This window comes from Streptomyces sp. NPDC001507, from assembly GCF_042894765.1.
In the GTDB taxonomy this organism is placed as follows: domain Bacteria; phylum Actinomycetota; class Actinomycetes; order Streptomycetales; family Streptomycetaceae; genus Streptomyces.
The window spans coordinates 1-17,497 of record NZ_JBIAVV010000015.1 but is presented as its reverse complement, the minus strand read 5'-3'; the positions used below and the strand labels follow the sequence as shown (position 1 = coordinate 17,497).

At 71.5% G+C, this 17,497-nt stretch carries 15 protein-coding genes and 1 pseudogene; 7 read left to right on the top strand and 9 right to left on the bottom strand.

The window, feature by feature from the left end; genetic code table 11:
• The first annotated feature begins 25 nt into the window (after nt 1–25).
• The gene (locus tag ACFY0K_RS39635) at nt 26–1,768 is read left to right on the top strand and encodes a pyruvate dehydrogenase (RefSeq protein WP_390643933.1); all 1,743 of its coding nucleotides are present in this window, start codon (nt 26–28) and stop codon (nt 1,766–1,768) included.
• A gap of 4 nt (nt 1,769–1,772) precedes the next feature.
• Here ACFY0K_RS39635 and ACFY0K_RS39630 read toward each other — a convergent pair whose 3' ends face one another.
• From ACFY0K_RS39630 to ACFY0K_RS39600, 7 genes are all read right to left on the bottom strand, one after another.
• Entirely contained in the window at nt 1,773–3,386 is a 1,614-nt protein-coding gene (locus tag ACFY0K_RS39630; protein WP_390643932.1) for an MFS transporter, read from the bottom strand.
• Nucleotides 3,383–4,123 (bottom strand): YoaK family protein, encoded by a 741-nt coding sequence (locus ACFY0K_RS39625; RefSeq protein WP_390643931.1) that lies wholly within the window; start codon nt 4,121–4,123, stop codon nt 3,383–3,385. Before ACFY0K_RS39625 ends, ACFY0K_RS39630 begins: the two co-directional genes overlap by 4 nt.
• Nucleotides 4,104–4,634, bottom strand: a complete 531-nt coding sequence (locus tag ACFY0K_RS39620) for a DoxX family protein (RefSeq protein WP_390643930.1) — start codon at nt 4,632–4,634, stop codon at nt 4,104–4,106. The genes ACFY0K_RS39625 and ACFY0K_RS39620 overlap by 20 nt, the downstream gene beginning before the upstream one ends.
• A gap of 49 nt (nt 4,635–4,683) precedes the next feature.
• Complete coding sequence (locus tag ACFY0K_RS39615) at nt 4,684–5,346, bottom strand: hydrolase (RefSeq protein ID WP_390643929.1); 663 nt, start codon at nt 5,344–5,346, stop codon at nt 4,684–4,686.
• Nucleotides 5,347–5,458: 112 nt separating this feature from the next.
• The gene (locus ACFY0K_RS39610; protein WP_390644116.1) at nt 5,459–7,327 is read right to left on the bottom strand and encodes an amidohydrolase; all 1,869 of its coding nucleotides are present in this window, start codon (nt 7,325–7,327) and stop codon (nt 5,459–5,461) included.
• Between the two features lie 551 nt (nt 7,328–7,878).
• Nucleotides 7,879–9,501, bottom strand: coding sequence for an MFS transporter (locus ACFY0K_RS39605; RefSeq protein WP_390643928.1), 1,623 nt, complete (start codon nt 9,499–9,501; stop codon nt 7,879–7,881).
• Between the two features lie 154 nt (nt 9,502–9,655).
• Nucleotides 9,656–10,048: a BlaI/MecI/CopY family transcriptional regulator gene (locus tag ACFY0K_RS39600; RefSeq protein WP_390643927.1), complete on the bottom strand. Its 393-nt coding sequence runs from the start codon at nt 10,046–10,048 to the stop codon at nt 9,656–9,658.
• Nucleotides 10,049–10,309: 261 nt separating this feature from the next.
• Here ACFY0K_RS39600 and ACFY0K_RS39595 point away from each other — a divergent pair, with 261 nt between their 5' ends.
• From ACFY0K_RS39595 to ACFY0K_RS39575, 5 genes are all read left to right on the top strand, one after another.
• Complete coding sequence (locus tag ACFY0K_RS39595) at nt 10,310–10,702, top strand: SCP2 sterol-binding domain-containing protein (protein WP_390643926.1); 393 nt, start codon at nt 10,310–10,312, stop codon at nt 10,700–10,702.
• A gap of 168 nt (nt 10,703–10,870) precedes the next feature.
• Nucleotides 10,871–12,082, top strand: coding sequence for an acyl-CoA dehydrogenase family protein (locus tag ACFY0K_RS39590; RefSeq protein WP_390643925.1), 1,212 nt, complete (start codon nt 10,871–10,873; stop codon nt 12,080–12,082).
• Nucleotides 12,079–12,999: a hypothetical protein gene (locus tag ACFY0K_RS39585; protein ID WP_390643924.1), complete on the top strand. Its 921-nt coding sequence runs from the start codon at nt 12,079–12,081 to the stop codon at nt 12,997–12,999. Before ACFY0K_RS39590 ends, ACFY0K_RS39585 begins: the two co-directional genes overlap by 4 nt.
• On the top strand, nt 13,000–13,944 hold the full coding sequence (locus ACFY0K_RS39580; protein WP_390643923.1) for a HesA/MoeB/ThiF family protein: 945 nt from the start codon (nt 13,000–13,002) through the stop codon (nt 13,942–13,944). It begins immediately after the preceding gene.
• A gap of 4 nt (nt 13,945–13,948) precedes the next feature.
• On the top strand, nt 13,949–15,379 hold the full coding sequence (locus tag ACFY0K_RS39575) for an amidase (protein ID WP_390643922.1): 1,431 nt from the start codon (nt 13,949–13,951) through the stop codon (nt 15,377–15,379).
• 143 nt (nt 15,380–15,522) lie between these two features.
• Here ACFY0K_RS39575 and ACFY0K_RS39570 read toward each other — a convergent pair whose 3' ends face one another.
• The gene (locus ACFY0K_RS39570; protein ID WP_390643921.1) at nt 15,523–16,170 is read right to left on the bottom strand and encodes a response regulator transcription factor; all 648 of its coding nucleotides are present in this window, start codon (nt 16,168–16,170) and stop codon (nt 15,523–15,525) included.
• Nucleotides 16,171–16,318: 148 nt separating this feature from the next.
• On the bottom strand, nt 16,319–16,816 hold the full coding sequence (locus ACFY0K_RS39565; RefSeq protein WP_390643920.1) for a winged helix-turn-helix domain-containing protein: 498 nt from the start codon (nt 16,814–16,816) through the stop codon (nt 16,319–16,321).
• Nucleotides 16,817–17,388: 572 nt separating this feature from the next.
• On the opposite strand from ACFY0K_RS39565, the pseudogene ACFY0K_RS39560 reads away from it, so the two are divergent.
• Nucleotides 17,389–17,497 (top strand): annotated as a pseudogene (locus ACFY0K_RS39560) (esterase); the annotation flags it as partial.

Sequence of the window (17,497 nt, the reverse complement as noted above, 5' to 3'; positions counted from 1 at the left end):
GTGCCGCCGACGGCGAAGGAGTGGCATGGCCAGGCAGACCATCGCGGAACAGTACGTCGACCTCCTGGCGCGCGCGGGCGTGCGCCGTATCTACGGGGTGGTCGGGGACAGTCTGAACCCGGTCGTCGACGCGGTCAGACGGCATGACGCGGTGGAGTGGATCCAGGTCCGCCACGAGGAGGTCGCGGCGTTCGCGGCCGGCGCGGAGGCCCAGCTCACCGGCCGCCTCGCCGCCTGCGCCGGCTCCTGCGGCCCCGGCAACCTGCACCTGATCAACGGCCTCTACGACGCCCACCGCTCGATGGCGCCGGTGCTCGCGCTCGCCGCCCAGATACCCAGCGGGCAGATCGGCACCGGCTACTTCCAGGAGACCCACCCCGACCGGCTGTTCGCCGAGTGCAGCCACTACTCGGAGCTGATCTCCTCCCCGCACCAGATGCCCCGCGTGGTCCAGACGGCGATCCAGCACGCCGTCGGCCGCCGCGGCGTCTCGGTCGTGGCCCTCTCCGGCGACACCGCCGCCGAGGCCACCCCGGACGCGGCCCCCGAACTCACCCTGCCCCTGGACCTGCCCGCCATCCGCCCGGGCGACCGCGAACTCGCCCGGCTCACCGAGCTCGTGGACGCCGCGGAACGCGTGACGGTCTTCTGCGGCCGGGGCGTCGCCGGCTCCCACGCCGAGGTGATGGCCTTCGCGGAGAAGGTCAAGGCCCCGGTCGGGCACGCGCTGCGCGGCAAGGAGCACATCCAGTACGACAACCCCTACGACGTCGGTATGAGCGGACTGCTCGGCTACGGCGCCGCCCACGAGGCGATGCACGAGGCCGACCTGCTGGTCCTCCTCGGCACGGACTTCCCGTACACCGAGTTCCTGCCCCGCCATGTCCGCACGGTCCAGGTCGACGTCCAGCCTGAGCGGCTCGGCCGCCGCACCCAGCTCGACCTCGCGGTCTGGGGCGACGTGGGCGAGACCCTGCGGTGCCTGACGCCCGCGGTGCGGGAGAAGACCTCGCGCCGGTTCCTCGACCGGATGCTGGAGCGGCACGCCCACGCCCTCGAAGGCGCCGTGAACGCCTACACCCGCGACGTCGAGAAGCAGACCCCGATCCACCCCGAGTACGTGGCCGCGGTCCTCGACGAAGAGGCCGCCGACGACGCCGTGTTCACCGTGGACACCGGCATGTGCTGTGTGTGGGCGGCGCGTTACCTGACGCCGAACGGCCGCCGCCGCATTCTCGGCTCGTTCGTGCACGGCTCGATGGCCAACGCGCTGCCGCAGGCGATCGGCGCCCAGTTCCTGGACCGCGGCCGGCAGGTCGTCTCGCTCTCCGGCGACGGCGGATTCTCCATGCTGATGGGCGACTTCCTCACCCTCGTGCAGTACGGACTGCCGGTGAAGGTCGTCGTCTTCAACAACTCCTCGCTCGGCATGGTCGACCTGGAGATGATGGTCGACGGCCTGCCCCCGCACGCCACGAGCTACCCGCACACCGACTACGCGGCCATCGCCACCGCCGCCGGAGCGCGGGGCATCCGGGTCGAGAAGCCCGCCGACGTGCGCGGCGCACTCCGCGAGGCCTTCGCCCATGACGGGCCCGCGCTCGTCGACGTCGTCACCGACCCCGCCGCCCTGGCCGTCCCGCCGAAGATCACCGCCGAGCAGATCAGCGGCTTCGCGCTCTCCGCGAGCCGGACGGTGCTGAGCGGCGGAGTCGGCCGCATGGCCCACCTCGCGCGGGCCAACCTCCGCAACATCCCCCGCCCCTGAGGGATCAGCCCGGCAGCACCGCCGGTCCGCCCGAGGTGTCGAACGCATGGGTCACCTCGGGCGCGGTGCCCGGGGTGAGCAGCGCGCGGGCCTCCTTCTCGAACCGGCGGTCGGTGGCCGTCAGCCGCACGTGGTGCTGGGCCTGGTGCTCCGCCCAGGAGGAGACCAGGTAGTTCTCGACGAAGCGCTCCGGGTCGTGGCCGTCCTGGTAGAGGCCCCAGGACAGGGCCCCGGTACGGCGCCGGGAACGGGCCACCCGGTGCATCCGGTCCGTGAAATCGGCCCGCCGCTCCGCCGGGACCCGGTAGGCGACGGAGACCAGGACCGGGCCGTCGGCCTCCCCGGGTTCGAACACCAGGGGAGGCGCCGGCCAGTGGTCGGAGGGCGCCGGGTCGATGCCCTCGGCGTCCCGCAGCGGCCATCGCCGGACGCTGGCCGCGCTCAGCAGCATCGCGCCGCCGGCGAGCAGCAGGCAGGCGCTCAGCCCGAGCCAGTCGGCCACCGCACCCCACAGGGGCGCCGCCAGCGCCTGCCCGCCCTGGAAGACCAGGAGGTACACGGCGAGGCCGCGGGCCCTGACCCAGCCCGGCAGCCGGGTCTGCACAGCCGCGTTGAGCGTGGAGAGTACGGCGATCCAGGCGAGGCCCGCGGGCAGCAGGGCGAGCGCGACCAGCCACGGCACGTGGACCACGGCCAGCACCGCGAGCACCGCGGCGAACACCAGGGCGCCGGCCGCGAGGGTGCCGTTGGCGCCGAGCAGGCGACGGGCCCGGGGGAGGAGGAAGGCGCCGCCGACCGCGCCGCCGCCCACCGCCCCGAGGAGCAGTCCGTAACCGCCCGAACCGAGGCCCAGGGAGCGGCTGGCGGTCAGCGGCAGCAGGGCCCACAGGGCGGCGCCGCCCGGGATGAACAGGAGCGTGCGCAGCAGGATCCGGCGGACGCCGGGCGCGTTCCAGACGTAGCGGCGGCCGGCGTACAGGGCAGCCAGCAGCCCTTCGTTCCCGGCGGGCGGGACGGCGGCCGCGGCCGGGCGCCGCCACAGCAGCAGGACGGCCGCGATGCCCAGGTAGGACGCCGCGTTGAAGGCGAAGACCCAGCCCGCGCCCGCCGCCGCGACCACCGCGCCGCCGAGCGCCGGACCGACGGCACGGGCCAGGTTCATGTTCACCGCGCCCAGCGCCGCCGCCTGACCGAGCCGCTCCCGCTCCACCAGCTCCGGCTGGATCGCCTGCCAGGCCGGGCCCATCAGCGCGGTGCCGCAGCCCAGCAGGAAGGTCAGGAGCAGCAGGGCAGTCGGCGACAGCGCGTCCAGGAACGCGAGCACCGCCAGCGCCCCGGACACCGCGAGCATCGCGAACTGCGCGGTCACCAGCACCGCCCGCCGGTCGAACCGGTCGGCGACCACCCCGGAGGGCAGCGCGAGCAGGACGACGGGCAGGCTGGACGCGGTCTGTACGAGGGTCACCAGCGCGGCGCTGTCCCCGACCAGCAGCCACTGGGCGCCGACCGTCTGCATCCAGCTGCCGACGTTGGAGACCAGCTGGGCGATCCACAGCGCCCGGAACACCCGGGCCGCGAGGGGCGCCCACGGCGACTCGGCGGCCGTGTCGGTCGTCATGCCGCTCCCGACCGGGTCCAGGCGGGGTCGCCGCCGGCCAGGCGGTGCGTCGTCAGGGAGGTGACGAACAGGAGCAGCAGGGCGAGGCCCAGGGTGAGCACCAGATGGCCGTGGAGCAGGAGCGCGGTTCCCACGAGCGCGCCGAGCAGCATGGCCAGGACGGACAGGACCCGCCGGCCGGGCCGGGGTGCGGCACCGCCCGCCGGACCGGAGTCCGCGGCCAGGCCCGTCAGGGTCAGCGTCAGCACGGTCGTGGTCATGTCGGGGACGCCGAGGCGCCGGGCGACCGCGTTCTGCAGGCCCATGGCGAGCCCGAGGAACACGATCAGCGTGTACTGCACCCCGGTGCCGACCCGGCCGCCGCCGACCGCGGCGGCCACCACCGTGGCGGCGACCAGCACGCTCTGCACGGCCGTCGCCGTCTTCAGCAGGTTCCCGCGGTGGGCGGCGAACCGGGTGCCCAGCCGCCCGCCGGCCAGCGCCCCGGCCAGGAACGCGGCCAGCGCGACGACCGAGGCGAGCGCGGACAGGTTCGCGGCGCCCGCCAGCGCGAAGCCGAGGAACACCACGTTGCCGGTCATGTTGGCGACGAAGACGTGCCCGAGGGACAGGTAACTCACCGCGTCCACCAGCCCGGTGACCACCGTCAGCGTCAGCAGCAGGGGAGGCAGCGGGCCGTGCCGGTCGTCCCGGGGCGGTACCAGGGTGTGGAGCGCGTCAGTCAGCAGCCTGCGCACGGGATGCTCCTTCCACTGCGACGGTAGGGGTGCGATGCAGCACCGCACGGGTGAGCAGGCCGCTCGTGGGGCCGGTCACGATCGCCGCGACGACGAGCCACAGCGGCCACGGGGTGAGGCCCAGTGCGTGGTCGACGGACCACCGGCCGGGCCCGGTGAGGGACAGGGCCACCGAGATGACGACGAGGACCAGGGGATACTCGTACCCGTCGTTCTGCACCCACAGGCCCTTGGGCCACTTGACCGTCCCGGCGACCGTCATCACGCCCATCGCGGCCATCGCGGCCAGCGGGGTGAGCAGCCCGGCGGCCAGGAACAGGCCGGCGCCGATCTGGCTGCCGCCCGCGACGACCGCGGTGAGCAGGCCGCCGCGGAAGCCGTCGTGCCGGAACTCCTCCGTCCCGCCCGCCAAGCCCTTGCCTCCGAGGTGGAAGCTCACCTTCTGCACTCCGTGGCCGGCGATGAGGAGCCCCGCCAGCAGCCGGAGGATCAGCAGCCCAGCATCATCCATGTCTTCCTGCCCGTTCCCGCCTGTTCGTGACTTGGTGAGTGACGCCCGGTCAGCCGGCCGCGTGCGCGCCGATCATGGACTGGGCGTAGACCAGGCCGAGGCCGTAGGCACCGCCGTGCTCCTTCACCACATCCGTGACCGCCTCGTACGTCTCGGTACGGGCCCAGTCGCGCTGGAGCTCCAGGAGCACCTGGACCCAGGTGACCGGCGCGGCGCCGGCCTGGACCATGCGCTGCACGGCGTGCTCGTGGGCCTGCGGGGTGACACCGCCGGACGCGTCGGCGACCACGTAGACCTCGTACCCCTGGGCGATCGCGGAGAGCGCCGGCAGGACCACGCACACCTCGGTCCACAGACCGGCTATGACGAGCTTCTTGCGGCCGGTCGCCTTGACGGCCTCGACGAACGCCTCGTCCTCCCAGGCGTTCATCGTGGAGCGGTCGATGATCTTCTGGTCCGGGAAGACGTCCGCGAGCTGCGGCATGATCGGGCCGGAGAACGACTCGGCGGCGACCGTGCTCAGCACGACCGGTACGCCGAACGCATTGGCGGCCTTGGCGAGGCCCAGGGTGGAGTTGACGATTGCGGTGCGGTCGCCGCTGCCGGTGCCGAAGAACATCTGCGGCTGGTGGTCCACGAACAGGACCGCGCAGTTGTCGGGGGTGAGGAGGTCGGGGCCGGGGGTGGCGGTGACGGTGGTGGTGTCGGGCATTTGGGTGCCTTTCCTTTGTGGTCACGGGGGTGAAAGTGCCCAGTGGGGTGGCGGGAAGGGGTGTCGGACGGGCGCGGGTGTGTGTGGGCTGGTCGCGCAGTTCCTCGCGCCCCTAAAGGGGCGCTCCGAAGCAGGGGTCTGTCGGGAAGGGGCCGTCGGTTTCCTGTAGTAGGCCGCGGCGTATTCGCCACTCGCGGTGGAGGCCGGACTCTGCTGCTGCCTCGGTCAGGGCGTGGGCCTGGCGTACGCCCGTGGGCTGGTAGCCGCCGAAGTGCGCCACCGGGCTCCAGTCGGGGGCGACGGGCGGCAGCTCCTCGTCGAGGCCCTCGTAATCGCCGGCGGCGTAGACGATCCGGCCGCCGGTGACCGTGAGCAGCGACTCGATGCGGGCGATCTCCGGTTCGGGCACGGTGAAGAAGTCGTCGGAGAGGATCGCGAGGTCCGCGTAGCAGCCCGGGCGCAGGACGCCCTTGACCTCCTCCTCGCCCGTCAGCTCGGCGCCGGCCAGGGTGAACATGCGCAGGGCGGTCTGCCGGTCGACCCGGTTGGACGGGGGACGGAGCACGAGGCCGCCGACGTTGCGGCCGCTGATCAGCCAGTGCAGGGCGACCCACGGGTTGTAGGTGGAGACCCGGGTGGCGTCGGTGCCGGCGGCCACGGTCAGCCCGCGGTCCAGCATCTCCCGGATCGGCGGGGCGTCGGCCGCGGCACCGGGGCCGTAGCGGCGCAGGAAGGCCTCGCCCTGGAAGGACAGCCGGTTCTGCACGGACATCGCCCCGCCGAGCGCGGCCACGCGGTCCAGGCTCTCGGCCGACACAGTCTCCGCGTGGTCGAACAACCACCGGTTCCCGGCCGGGAAGAGACCCTCGGCGGCCAGCTTCTCGAAGACCGCGAGATCCCGGCGGATCGTCTCGTCGTACGTGGCGTGCAGCCGGAACCCCCAGCCGTTCTCCATGAGAAGACGCACCGCCTTCTCGAACTCCTGCTCATAGCCCTCGTGTTCGGGGCGCGGCTGGCTGAAGTTCTCGAAGTCGGCTGCCGCCCAGGTGAGGTTCTCGCCCGCGCCGTTGAGACGCAGCCACTCGTCGCCGTCGCCGTAGTCCGCCATCTCGATCCAGCGGGTGAGGTCGGCCACCTCCTGGCCCGCGGTCTGCGGGAAGAGGTGGTAGGCGATCCGCAGCGACAGCTCACCGGCCTCGGCCAGCTCGATGACCGTGCTGTAGTTCTCGGGGAAGCTCTGGAAGCCGCCGGCGGCGTCGATCGCCGACGTCAGACCGAACCGGTTCAGCTCGCGCAGGAAATGCCGGGTCGAGGACTTCCGGTGCGCCTCGTCCAGCACCGGCGCCTTGGCCAGCGTCGAGTAGAGGACGAGGGCGCTGGGCGCGGCCAGCAGCATGCCCGTCGGCTCCCCGTCCCGGCCGCGCACGATCTGGCCGCCCCGCGGGTCGGGGGTGTCCTTGTCGAAACCGGCGGCCTTCAGCGCCGCCCGGTTGAGGACCGCCGACTGGTACAGGTGCAGCACGAAGACCGGGGTGTCCGGGGCGGCCGCGTTCAGCTCGGCGACGGTCGGCAGCCGCCGTTCCGCGAACTGCTCCGCCGACCAGCCGCCCACCACCCGCACCCACTGGCCCTTCGGGGTCCGGGCGGCCTGCTCGCGGAGCATCGCCAGGCCCTGGCGCAGCGTGGGCACCCCGTCCCAGCGCAGCTCCAGCACGTAGTTGAGGCCGCCGCGGATCACGTGCAGGTGGGCGTCGTTGAGGCCCGGGATCACCCGCCGCCCGAGCGCGTCCACGACCTTGGTGGCCGGGCCGATGTGCGGGGCCACGTCCCTGTCGTCGCCGACGACCGCGACCACGCCGTCCCGGACGGCGATCGCGCCCGCATGCGGACGGCTCGGGTCACCGGTGTGGATTTTCGCGTTGCGGACGACGAGCTCCGCGGGATCGTCGACGGCCTGGGGAACCAGACCGCCGACCGGCATGGAGGACACGCTTGCGGGACACCTTCCGGGATGGGAATTGCGATGCCGGGGTCCGTGTCCACCGTCGAATCAGAGGCGAAGCGTGACCACCGAGCCGTCACGCTAGGTCCGCTCCCGGCCGCGGTGTGTCCCGTGCGCGCACTCGCACCGGCCCCGCAGCGCACGGCCGTCCACGCCTCGCCGGCACCGCCCGCATCCTGTGCACCGAAGATCACCGCCGGGCAGGTCAGCGGCTCCGTGCCCTCCGCGAGCCGGCCGGTGCGGAGCCTCGGGCACGGCGATGTGTCCGTGTGCGGCTCCGCCACGACGGAGTCCCCCGGCTTCGGGCGAAACGACGGAGTCCCCCGGGTTCGAGTGAAACCGAGAACCCGGGGGACTCCGTCGCGGCCGCGGCGGCGCCCCAGCGCCCTCGAAGGGGCGCTGGGGGTACCCCCGGCCGAAGGCCGGGGGAGGAACTGCGCGACCAGCCTCGACGGTGCAGCACCCGGCAACGGGCCGCACCGCCCACGGTGACTCGCCGGTCTCTCCGAGGCCCGTGGTGCCCGAAGCGCCTAGCGCGCCGGTTCGACGGAGGTGTCCGTCGCGTCCCGCCGCGCCGCTGCCTCCCTCTCCGCGCCCCTCTCCTTGGCGGGCCCGATGCGCGCGGGCAGCCACACCAGCGCCACCACCGCGGCCACCACCAGCGCCCCCGCGCCCACCGCGAAGCTCACATGCATGGCCGAGAGATACGCGTCCTGCGCCTTGGCGAGCAGGCCGGGGAGCTGCTGCCGGGCGTCGGCGGGCAGTGTGCCGGAGCTCTGGAGTTCGCGGACCGCGGCCGCGGTGCCGCCCAGGGACTCCGAGGCGGCGTCCCGTACGGGCGCCGGGAGCACGTCGACGGCCGAGCCCAGTTCGTTGCGGTACTGGACGGACAGCACCGAACCGAGGACGGCCACGCCGAGTGCCGCTCCGATCTGCCGCAGTGTGTTGTTGACGCCCGCGCCGATGGCGGCCTGGTCCGGTGCGACCACGGCCATCGTGGTGGTGGTCGTCGTCCCCATGACCAGGCCGAGGCCGAAGCCGGAGACGCCCAGCAGGATCTCGTACCACCACATCGCCGTGTCGGCGCCGATGCCCGCCTGGCCGGTGAAGGAGAGGGCGAGCAGCACAAGTCCCGTCGTCACCACGGCCTTCGGGCCGAACCGCATGGCCATCGGGTTGCTCAGGACGCCCGAGACCACGGCGCCCACGGCCACCGGGAGCAGGATGACGCCCAGCCCGAGCGGACTGTGACCGCGGATGGCCTGGACGTAGAAGACCATCAGGAAGGTGCCGCCGGTCAGGGCGAAGAAGGACAGGGCGAGACTCGCGGTGCCGGCGGCGAAGTTCTTGTTCCGGAACAGCTTCACGTCCAGCGCCGGCGCGGTGGTCCGGCTCTCGAACACGACGAGCAGCGCGAGCAGGAGCACTCCGCCGGCCAGCGTGCCCAGTACCTCGGCGCTGGTCCACCGGTTCGTCTCACCGCCCCGGATCACGCCGTAGACCAGGGCGCCGATGCCCGCGACGGACAGCAGGACGCCGACGATGTCGATCCGTGGCCGGTTCGCGGCCCGGGACTCGGCGAGGACGAGCAGGAGGAGCACGGCGCAGACGGCGGCGATGGGCACGTTGATCAGGAAGACCGAGCCCCACCAGAAGTGTTCGAGGAGGAAGCCGCCGGCGATCGGGCCGAAGGCGATGGACGTGCCGCCCAGCGCCGACCAGATGCCGATCGCCTTGCCACGCTCCTCCGGGGCGAAGATGTCGTTGATCACCGCGAGTGTGGCCGGTGGCACGACCGAGCCCGCCACACCCATCACCGCACGCCAGAAGATGAGTTCCTGGGCGCTGTCGGCGAAGCCGGCCAGCGCGGAGGCCACGGCGAAGGCGACCAGCCCGATCACCAGCACCCGGCGACGGCCGAAGGCGTCCGCGAGGATGCCCGAGGAGAACATGAGGGCCGCGTAGAACAGGATGTAGGAGTCGAGCGCCCACTGGAGTTCGGCGTTGGTGGCGCCGACGTCCTCCTGGATCGTCTGGAGGGCGACGTTCAGGATGGTGTTGTCCATCATCACCATCAGGAAACAGCAGCCGAGGACCGTCATGATCAGTCCACGGCGGGGTACCGGACCCCCTGCGGGCAATGCCGCGTTCATGCGCACCTCCTGCTCGAAGGGGCATGACGCACCGCTCGGCGTCGCCCCTGAATCTACTACGCCAGCATAGTAGTTCGCGGCACTGAAGAGGCCGGGGCACGTGAAGTGGTTCTGAAAGACGGCGCGTTGACGTGACGCGGCCGGGACGGCCGGCTCAGCGGCCGGGGCCCTCCTGCATCAGCTTCTCGAAGCGTTCGCGCAGATCGGGGACGCTTCGGATCTCGTCGAGGAAGTGGCCCACCGCGCTCACCCCGAAGTCGCGGATGACCTCGCGGACGGCCATCGCCGCCTCGTCCGTGACGACGGGACAGTACGCGTACCCCCGGCCCGCCTTGGCTCGATCGGCCGCGCCCTTCTCGGTGAGACGGCTCAGCACGGTCATGACCGTGGTGTACGCCAGCGGCGTCGAGCGGCCGGTGTTGAGCGTGCCGAGTACCTCGCGGACCGTCATCGGTCCGCGAGCCTGCCAGAGCACCTCCATGATCTCATTCTCCAGCGGGCCGAAGACGAGACACTCCTGGGAGGGACGGGAACGGTCGCCTGCCATTCACCCAATCTACGACACCCGCGCGCCCGACGCCCAGCAGTGGCCGGAGGCCCCGGGCCGGGAGTCCACCGCAACCCGGCAGCCGGGAACGGCCGTTGAGGTGCTGGTCCGCGAAATGACAGGACAACTTTCTTTCAGGCGTCCTTCCGCTCCCTTTTACCGCCCTGTCGATACGCCCCGGGCAGTTGTCCAGAATTCCTAGGATGCGGTCAACGCCCTTGCGGTGAACCACCGCAGGGCATTGTTTCGGGAGAGGAAATCATGGCCGTATTCGAGTCGACCGAGGCCGCCGAGCGGGTGTTCGGCACCCTCTTCGAGATCCTGCTCAAGGACGAGCAGTTCACTTCGCAGCTGCGCGCCGGCGACATGTCCATTCTGATCACGCAGGCCAACCCGGAATGCGTCGTGCACGTCTCCGCGGACGCGCTGCGGCTCGGGGCCGAGGCCCCCGAAGAGGCCACGATTCGGATCAAGATGTCCAGCGACACCGCCCACCAGCTGTGGCTCGGCAAGCTCATGATGCCGACCGCCATCGCCACCGGCCGGGTGCGCATCCGCGGCAAGGTCGCCCGGGTGCTGGAGCTCGTCCCGATCCTGCGGCCCGCCTTCGACCGCTACCCGGAGCTGGCCGCCAAAGAGGGACTTCCGGTCTGACGACCCGCTGACGGTCCGCACGACCGCGGGGCGGCAGGAGCGAAAAACCGCATCACCCGAAGAGCCGCACGGCCCCAGGGCCGCGGGCCGTGGCGCTTCGGTGTTCCCCTGGTACGTACCCCCGGGTATTTCCTTCCGGGTTTCGGGATTTCGGAGTTTCGGAGAGACATGACGAACCACGACGCGATCGAGCTCAATTTCGACGTCCTTCCCGGCGAGGTGGAGAAACTCCGCCTCCAGGTACGGGAATTCGCCCGCGAGGTCGTCGCGCCCCGCGTGACCGACCTCGACGCGGCCCCCGCCGACGACTTCGACTGGGACATGGTGGCCCAGGGCCACGCCCTCGGCCTCACCCGGGTCGCCGTGCCCAAGGACTACGGCGGTCTCGGACTCGGCATGATCGGCTGCGCGGTCGCCCTGGAGGAGGTGGCGTCCGTCTGCGCCGGCACCGCCCTGATCTTCGGTGCCGCCATGCTCGGCCAGTGCCCGGTGCTGCTCTCCGGCGACCCGCGGCTCCAGGCCCGCTTCCTGCCCATGTTCTCCGGGGACTCCCCGGTCCTCGCCTGCAACGCGGTCACCGAGGAGGAGGCGGGCTGCGACCTCATCATCCCCGCCAACGCCGTCCACGCCCGCGACGTGATGACCGCCCGCCGTGACGGCGACCACTACGTCCTCAACGGCAAGAAGCGCTTCATCACCAACGCTCAGGTCGCCACGTTCGCCTCGGTGTTCGCCAACATGGAGGGCGAACCCGGCGCCACCGGCCTGACCTCCTTCATGGTCCCGCTCGACCTGCCCGGCGTGGTCCGCGGACCGGTGGCCGACAAGATGGGCTACCGGCTCTGCCTGGGCAGCGAACTGGAGTTCCGCGACGTCCGGATCCCCGCCGAGAACATGATCGGCGAGGAGGGCGACGGCATGGCCATCAACATGGCGCAGTCCAACATGGCCCGCGCCTCCGTCGCCGGCATCTCGGTCGGTGTCGCCCGGGGCGCCTTCGAGCAGGCGCTGGAGTGGTGCGACACCCGGGTCCAGGGCGGACGGCCGCTGCGCGAGCACCAGTTCACCGCGGCCAAGCTCGCCGAGATGGCCGCGAAGATCGACGCGGCCCGGCTGCTGTACCTGAAGGCCGCCCACAAGGTGGACAACGAACTGCCCGCCCCGCAGTACGAGCCGGCCGCCGCCAAGCTCTTCGCCGACCGGGTCGCGATCGACGTCGCCGACCTCGCCATGTCGCTCACGGGTGCCCGCGGGTACGTCCGCTCGTTCGGCATGGAGAAGCGGCTGCGCGACGCCTACGGGGCGCGGATCTACGAGGGCACGCCGGAGGTGCTCGCCCTCGCCGTCACCGAGAGCCTCTACGACGAGGACCGGACGTGACGGACCAGGTACAGGCACGGGAACGGTACGTCTCGGACATCTGCCGCCTCCACTCCTCCCTGGACTACCGGGGCCTGCCCGAGCACATCGTCGGCGAACCGCTCCACGTCGCCCACGACCCGGTGGACGAGCTGATCACTCTCAGCGTCACGGACGACCAGCTCCCGGTGCGCTACCTCAACGGGATCATGGGCTTCCGGCTCGTGCAGTACCTGAGGCTGGGCTGGATGTCCCCGAGCCTCATGTACGAGCGCGCGGTCTTCCGGGAGACGGTCCGGCACCCGGAAGGGGTGCAGAACATCCACACCGTCAGCCTGTGCACCCGCACCGGCCGGATCGACGGCTACATCAGCCTGGGCTGCTCCCAGGACCAGGTCTCCCGGCCGCTGGACGACCCCGGCCGCCGCCGGTTCTCCACCGAGGTGGCCCACGGGATCGACCTGCTCGGCCAGTTCGCCGGTGACGGCCTGGGCACCCACCAGGCTTTCGAGATCAAGCGGTTCCTGCGCAACCTCGACCTGCCGCCCGAGCCCCGGACCGAACGGGTCTCCTGGCGGCTGCTGGCGAGCCTCGGCACGGTCGTCGCCGAGGCCGCGTCCGCGAACCGGATGCGTGTCCTGCTCGGCGACGCCAAGGAGAAGGTGGCGGTCCGGCACTTCCGGCTCATGGGCTTCCCGCTCCAGGTCCTGCGGGGCACCTCGCCCCGGCTGCCCGAGACGGACCTCATGGCCCCGATCTACCAGCAGGACGTCAACGCCGTGCCCTTCGTGGCACCGGTCCACGACGACCTCGCCGACTATGTGGCCCTCATCGACGGCTACCTGGCCGGCGGCCCGGACGCGATGACCCTCCCGCAGCTGGTGGCGGCCATGACCGCCCGCCGGTCGGGAGCACGACGGATGAAGGAGGCGTCGTAGATGAGCGGACTCGAGGCCGAAGCGGCCGAAGCGGCCGAGGCGGCGGGACGGGCCGGCACGATCCCCGAGGCGGCGGACTTCTACGCCGAACTGACCACCCGCAACAGGGGAGTGGTCGGCCCCGCCGAGCAGGCCGTGCTGCGCGGCTCGACCGTGCTCGTCGCCGGCTGCGGGTCGATCGGCGGGGCCGCCGTCGAGCCGCTCGCCCGGCTGGGGGTGCTCTCCTTCGTGCTGGCCGACCCGGGCACGTACGAGGTGAACAACCTCAACCGGCAGAGCGCGGCGGTCACCGACGTCGACCGCAACAAGGCCACGGTCGCCGGTGAGCGGGTGGCGGCCATCAACCCGTACGCCAGGGTCAAGGTCTTCCCGGAGGGCGTCACCGAGGACACGGCGCGGACGCTGGTCGAGGAGTGCGACGTCATCGTGGACGGCGTCGACGTGACCACCATGGACGGCTGGCGGGCCAAGCACCTGCTCCACCGGCTCGCCGCCGAGCGACGGCTGCCGCTCGTCACGGGCTGGGACATCGCCGGCGCCCAGTACGTTCGCTGCTACGACTACCGGCACGTCAGGGAGCCGTTCGACGGCGCCATCGCCGAGGCCGACCTGGACCGACTCACCTCCTGGCAGCTGCTGCTGCGGGCCGTGCCGCTGCGCTACGTGCCGGTGGAGATGCTCGTCGAGGTCCGGGCCAACCTGGGACGGCCGGACTACAGTTTCCCCCAGGTCACCTATGTCGCCATGATGTTCGGCGCGCTCACCTCCCACATGGTGGTGAAGCTGCTCGCCGGGGAGACCGTCCGCCCGGAGGTCTTCATCGACGTGCACCAGCAGGTCCGCTCGCCCGGGCAGCAGCTGCTCACCCGGGTGCGCAGGGCCGCCGCGCTGGCCGCCCTGGCGCCGGGTCTGCTCAGGCTGGCCCGTGGCGCCAAGGGGGCCTGACGCGATGTCCGACCTGCATGAGATGACGGCGCTCGCGCAAGCGGGCGCCGTCGCCCGGGGCGAGCTGTCGCCCGTGGAGCTGGCCGACCACTACCTCGGCCGGATCGCCGAACTGGACGGCGAACTGGGCGCCTACCTCACCGTCACGGCGGAACTCGCCCGGTCCCAGGCGCGGCGGGCCGAGCGGGAGGCCGTGGCGGCACGCCGGGACGGCACCCGGCTGAGCGTGCTGCACGGTGTGCCGGTCCCGGTCAAGGACCTCGCCCAGGTCGAGGACGTCCGCTGCACCTGGGGCTCGGCGGTGTTCGCGGACCATGTCAGCGACGCCGACGACCATGTCGTCACCCGGCTGCGGGAGGCCGGCACGGTCATGCTCGGCAAGACCAACACCGCCGAGTTCGGGCTGCCCTGCTACACCGAGAACCGCCTCGGGCCGCCGACCCGTCATCCGCTGAGTCCCGGGCACTCGCCCGGCGGCTCCAGCGGGGGCGCGGCGGCGGCCGTCGCGGCCGGCCTCGCCCCGCTCGCGCACGGCACCGACGCCGGCGGCTCGGTCCGTATCCCGTCCTCCGTCTGCGGCCTGGTGGGACTGAAGCCGAGCCGGGGCCGGATCAGCAACGGTCCGCTGCGCCCCGACGTGACCGGCCTCTCGGTGCACGGCGCCCTGGCCCGTACGGTGGCCGACGCGGCGGCGCTGGTCGACGTGATGGCGGGACGGATGCCGGGCGACGTGTACACCGCGCCGCCGCATCCGGACGGCGTGACGCTGCTCGAGCACGCCCGCCGTGACCCCCGGCCGCTGCGGTGCGTGGTGCTGAGGGACCCGATGGTGCCCGACGCGGTGCTGCACCCCGACTGCGCGGCCGCCCTCGACAGCGCCACGGCGGCCCTCGCCGCGCTCGGCCATGAGGTCGAGGCCGTGGAGATGCCCCCCGACCCGGACATCGTGGCGGCGTTCACCCGGGTCTGGTCGGTGGAGGCGGCCTCGTACGAGGTGGAGCCCGGGCGCGAGGGCGAACTGATGCCCTTCACGGCCTGGCTCCGGCGGACCGCGGCCGGGGTGTCGGCGCGGGAGTACGCCACGGCGCTTTCCACCTTCCGGGGTCTCGGGCAGATGCTCACCGACCTGCTCTTCGCCGCCTACGACGTGATCCTGTCCCCGGCACTGGCCGAACCACCGGCGCTCATCGGGGAGTTGCGCAACGACGAGGACCCTGCGGCCGAGTTCGCCCGGATGACCGCGTTCATGCCGTACACCACGGTCTACAACCTCACCGGCATGCCCTCGATCACGGTCCCGCTGACCCGGAACGCGGAGGGGCTGCCGATCGGCGTGCTGCTGGGCGGCCGCTACGCGGACGAGGCGCTCCTGGTCTCTCTCGCCGCCCAGCTGCACCGGCCCGGCACCACGTCCACGACGTCAACGACGCACTGACGTCGCCTCCGGACCGCTCGATGTCGCCCACCCGGCGGTGCGAGCAGCCAAGGCCGGCCGGGCGCTCCACAAGACGCTCGTCGGCCCCGCGCCGTCCGGCCTCGCCCACCAGGCGGGCCGGGCGGCCGCTCCGGTGCCGCGGTTCAGATGATGCCCGCCCTGATCGCGTAGGCCACGGCCTCTGTGCGGTTCCGGACCTTCCAGCGCTTCATCACGTCCTGGATCACCCCTTTGACGGTACGCTCGGAGTAGCTCATGGCCTGGGCTATCTCGACGCTGTTCATGCCCTCGGCCAACATGCGCAGCACCTCCGTCTCCCGCACCGACGTACCCGTCTCACGGGCTGACGTTGTCACGTTTTGCCGCCGCTTCAGCCGCCCGAGTTCGCTGATGAGATGGCTCACGAGATCATCCGGGACATGGCAGTTCCCGGCGCTCGCCTCGACGATCGCCTCCACCAGTTCCTCCAGGCTCGAACTGCTCCGGTGGACGAACCGGGTCAGCCCGTACTCGACGGCCAGCATGAGCTGTGTCTCGGTGATCTGATCGGCCATCACCACAAGGGGCACGGGCACATCGGCGGTGCGCTGGGCGTCGTGCCTGAGCACCTTCAGCCAGTCGTCGTCCATCATGTCCACCAGCAGGACGGACACGTCAGCACCGGGCAGTACCTCCTTGGGTACGAGCTTGAAGTGCGGACAGGACTCGAGATACGCCCTGACGGCGTGTTCGAGCAGTGGCTCACTCGCCCTCAGGGCAACGAAGATCGGGACGTCCGTGCTGTCGCTCATCGCGGCCGCCCGCTTCCGGCACCTGGCGTCACAGGAGCGTCCTCCTTTTGGCGTCGCGGAAATTCCGGATTCCGCCACGATGAATGGCGCTGAGTGCGTCTTCCGCTGGGGCCTGTCATCAGGCGCACCGGATTCCTGGGACCGCTGTTCAGGCGCGGGCCTTCAGCAGGAAACCGCGCCCCCGTACTGTCTCTATGGTCAGCCCTATGGAATGCACTTTTCGCCTGAGCCGCATGATGTGCAGATCGAGGGCGTTCTGGCTGGCCGAGCGGTTGGCGTACAGGAGCCGTTCCGCGAGTTCGGTCCTGCTGGCGATGCCCGGCCGGCGGTGCAGGAGTCCGCGGAACACTTCCGCCTCGGACACCGTGAGCGGCAGGATCTCACTTCCGTAGCGCAGCAGCCCGTCCTCGTCCACCACGGGAGCGGTGCTGCGGGACATGGCCTTGTTGCGTAAGGATGCCACCCTCGCCTGCAGTTCCCATGTTTCCGCAGGGTGTCGTACCCAGTCCTCGTGGGTGCCCGTCAGTTCCGGTACCTGTGCGCCCCGCGCCACCACGATGAGGCAGGGCAGCCCCTGCATGCGGAAACGTGTCAGTTTGCCCGACTCGGCCGGCCAGCGGACGATTTTCACATCCGGCCTCTTCATGTCTTCCAATGTGCCCATTCCTATCGTGCCGCGGGGCTGGAATTGACTCCGGAACCTCACTGTCAATGAACTTCGGATGGCGATGAGGTTAATTGTCGCGCATTCCTCGGTAATGGAGCGGTTGTCTATTCGTCGGAGGGTACGGGAATTTCCATTTGAAGGTTATCGCCTCCCTGTCCTGCCCGGCCGGAGTGCCAATCATGCCGAGGCGGGAGTGAAAAAATCTTGCACCATCGTGCAGGCCGGTGCGGTGTGGTCGTGCCGTATGCCGGTCCGGCGCCTGACGTGCTGCTGAGTGAAAGTCAAAGCGGCGCGACGGGAAATATTTTCGTCGGGGAAACCGTGCGCTGCTAATGCGTGCTGTGCTCGGCGGACGGTGTTTCGCCGGCCATTGCCCGGGCGAACATAAGCGCCTTCCGCGGCAGAGGCGCGGGCCGGGAGCGGTCCGTGCGTGCGCTGCGGGGTGGATGGGCGTGCGCTCGGGGGCAACTGCCCGGCGGACACCGCTCCTACCGTGAACCGCGGCGGCGCCGGAACGTCCGGTGTGCCACACGCAATCCCAGGAGACTCGCATGTCCGAAGCCTTCACGCCCGTCACTCCGGTTCTCGAACCCGCCGCCCAGGCCTTCGTCGAGGCCACCGCCAACCCGCCCTACCTCTTCGACCTCGCTCCCGCCGAGG

Bases quoted from the DNA above. Each gene is read 5' to 3' on its own strand.
- ACFY0K_RS39635 (WP_390643933.1), top strand. From the start codon at position 26: ATGGCCAGGCAGACCATCGCGGAACAGTACGTCGACCTCCTGGCGCGC.
- ACFY0K_RS39630 (WP_390643932.1), bottom strand. From the start codon at position 3,386: ATGACGACCGACACGGCCGCCGAGTCGCCGTGGGCGCCCCTCGCGGCC.
- ACFY0K_RS39620 (WP_390643930.1), bottom strand. From the start codon at position 4,634: ATGGATGATGCTGGGCTGCTGATCCTCCGGCTGCTGGCGGGGCTCCTC.
- ACFY0K_RS39615 (WP_390643929.1), bottom strand. From the start codon at position 5,346: ATGCCCGACACCACCACCGTCACCGCCACCCCCGGCCCCGACCTCCTC.
- ACFY0K_RS39610 (WP_390644116.1), bottom strand. From the start codon at position 7,327: ATGCCGGTCGGCGGTCTGGTTCCCCAGGCCGTCGACGATCCCGCGGAG.
- ACFY0K_RS39605 (WP_390643928.1), bottom strand. From the start codon at position 9,501: ATGAACGCGGCATTGCCCGCAGGGGGTCCGGTACCCCGCCGTGGACTG.
- ACFY0K_RS39600 (WP_390643927.1), bottom strand. From the start codon at position 10,048: ATGGCAGGCGACCGTTCCCGTCCCTCCCAGGAGTGTCTCGTCTTCGGC.
- ACFY0K_RS39595 (WP_390643926.1), top strand. From the start codon at position 10,310: ATGGCCGTATTCGAGTCGACCGAGGCCGCCGAGCGGGTGTTCGGCACC.
- ACFY0K_RS39590 (WP_390643925.1), top strand. From the start codon at position 10,871: ATGACGAACCACGACGCGATCGAGCTCAATTTCGACGTCCTTCCCGGC.
- ACFY0K_RS39580 (WP_390643923.1), top strand. From the start codon at position 13,000: ATGAGCGGACTCGAGGCCGAAGCGGCCGAAGCGGCCGAGGCGGCGGGA.
- ACFY0K_RS39575 (WP_390643922.1), top strand. From the start codon at position 13,949: ATGTCCGACCTGCATGAGATGACGGCGCTCGCGCAAGCGGGCGCCGTC.
- ACFY0K_RS39570 (WP_390643921.1), bottom strand. From the start codon at position 16,170: ATGAGCGACAGCACGGACGTCCCGATCTTCGTTGCCCTGAGGGCGAGT.
- ACFY0K_RS39565 (WP_390643920.1), bottom strand. From the start codon at position 16,816: ATGAAGAGGCCGGATGTGAAAATCGTCCGCTGGCCGGCCGAGTCGGGC.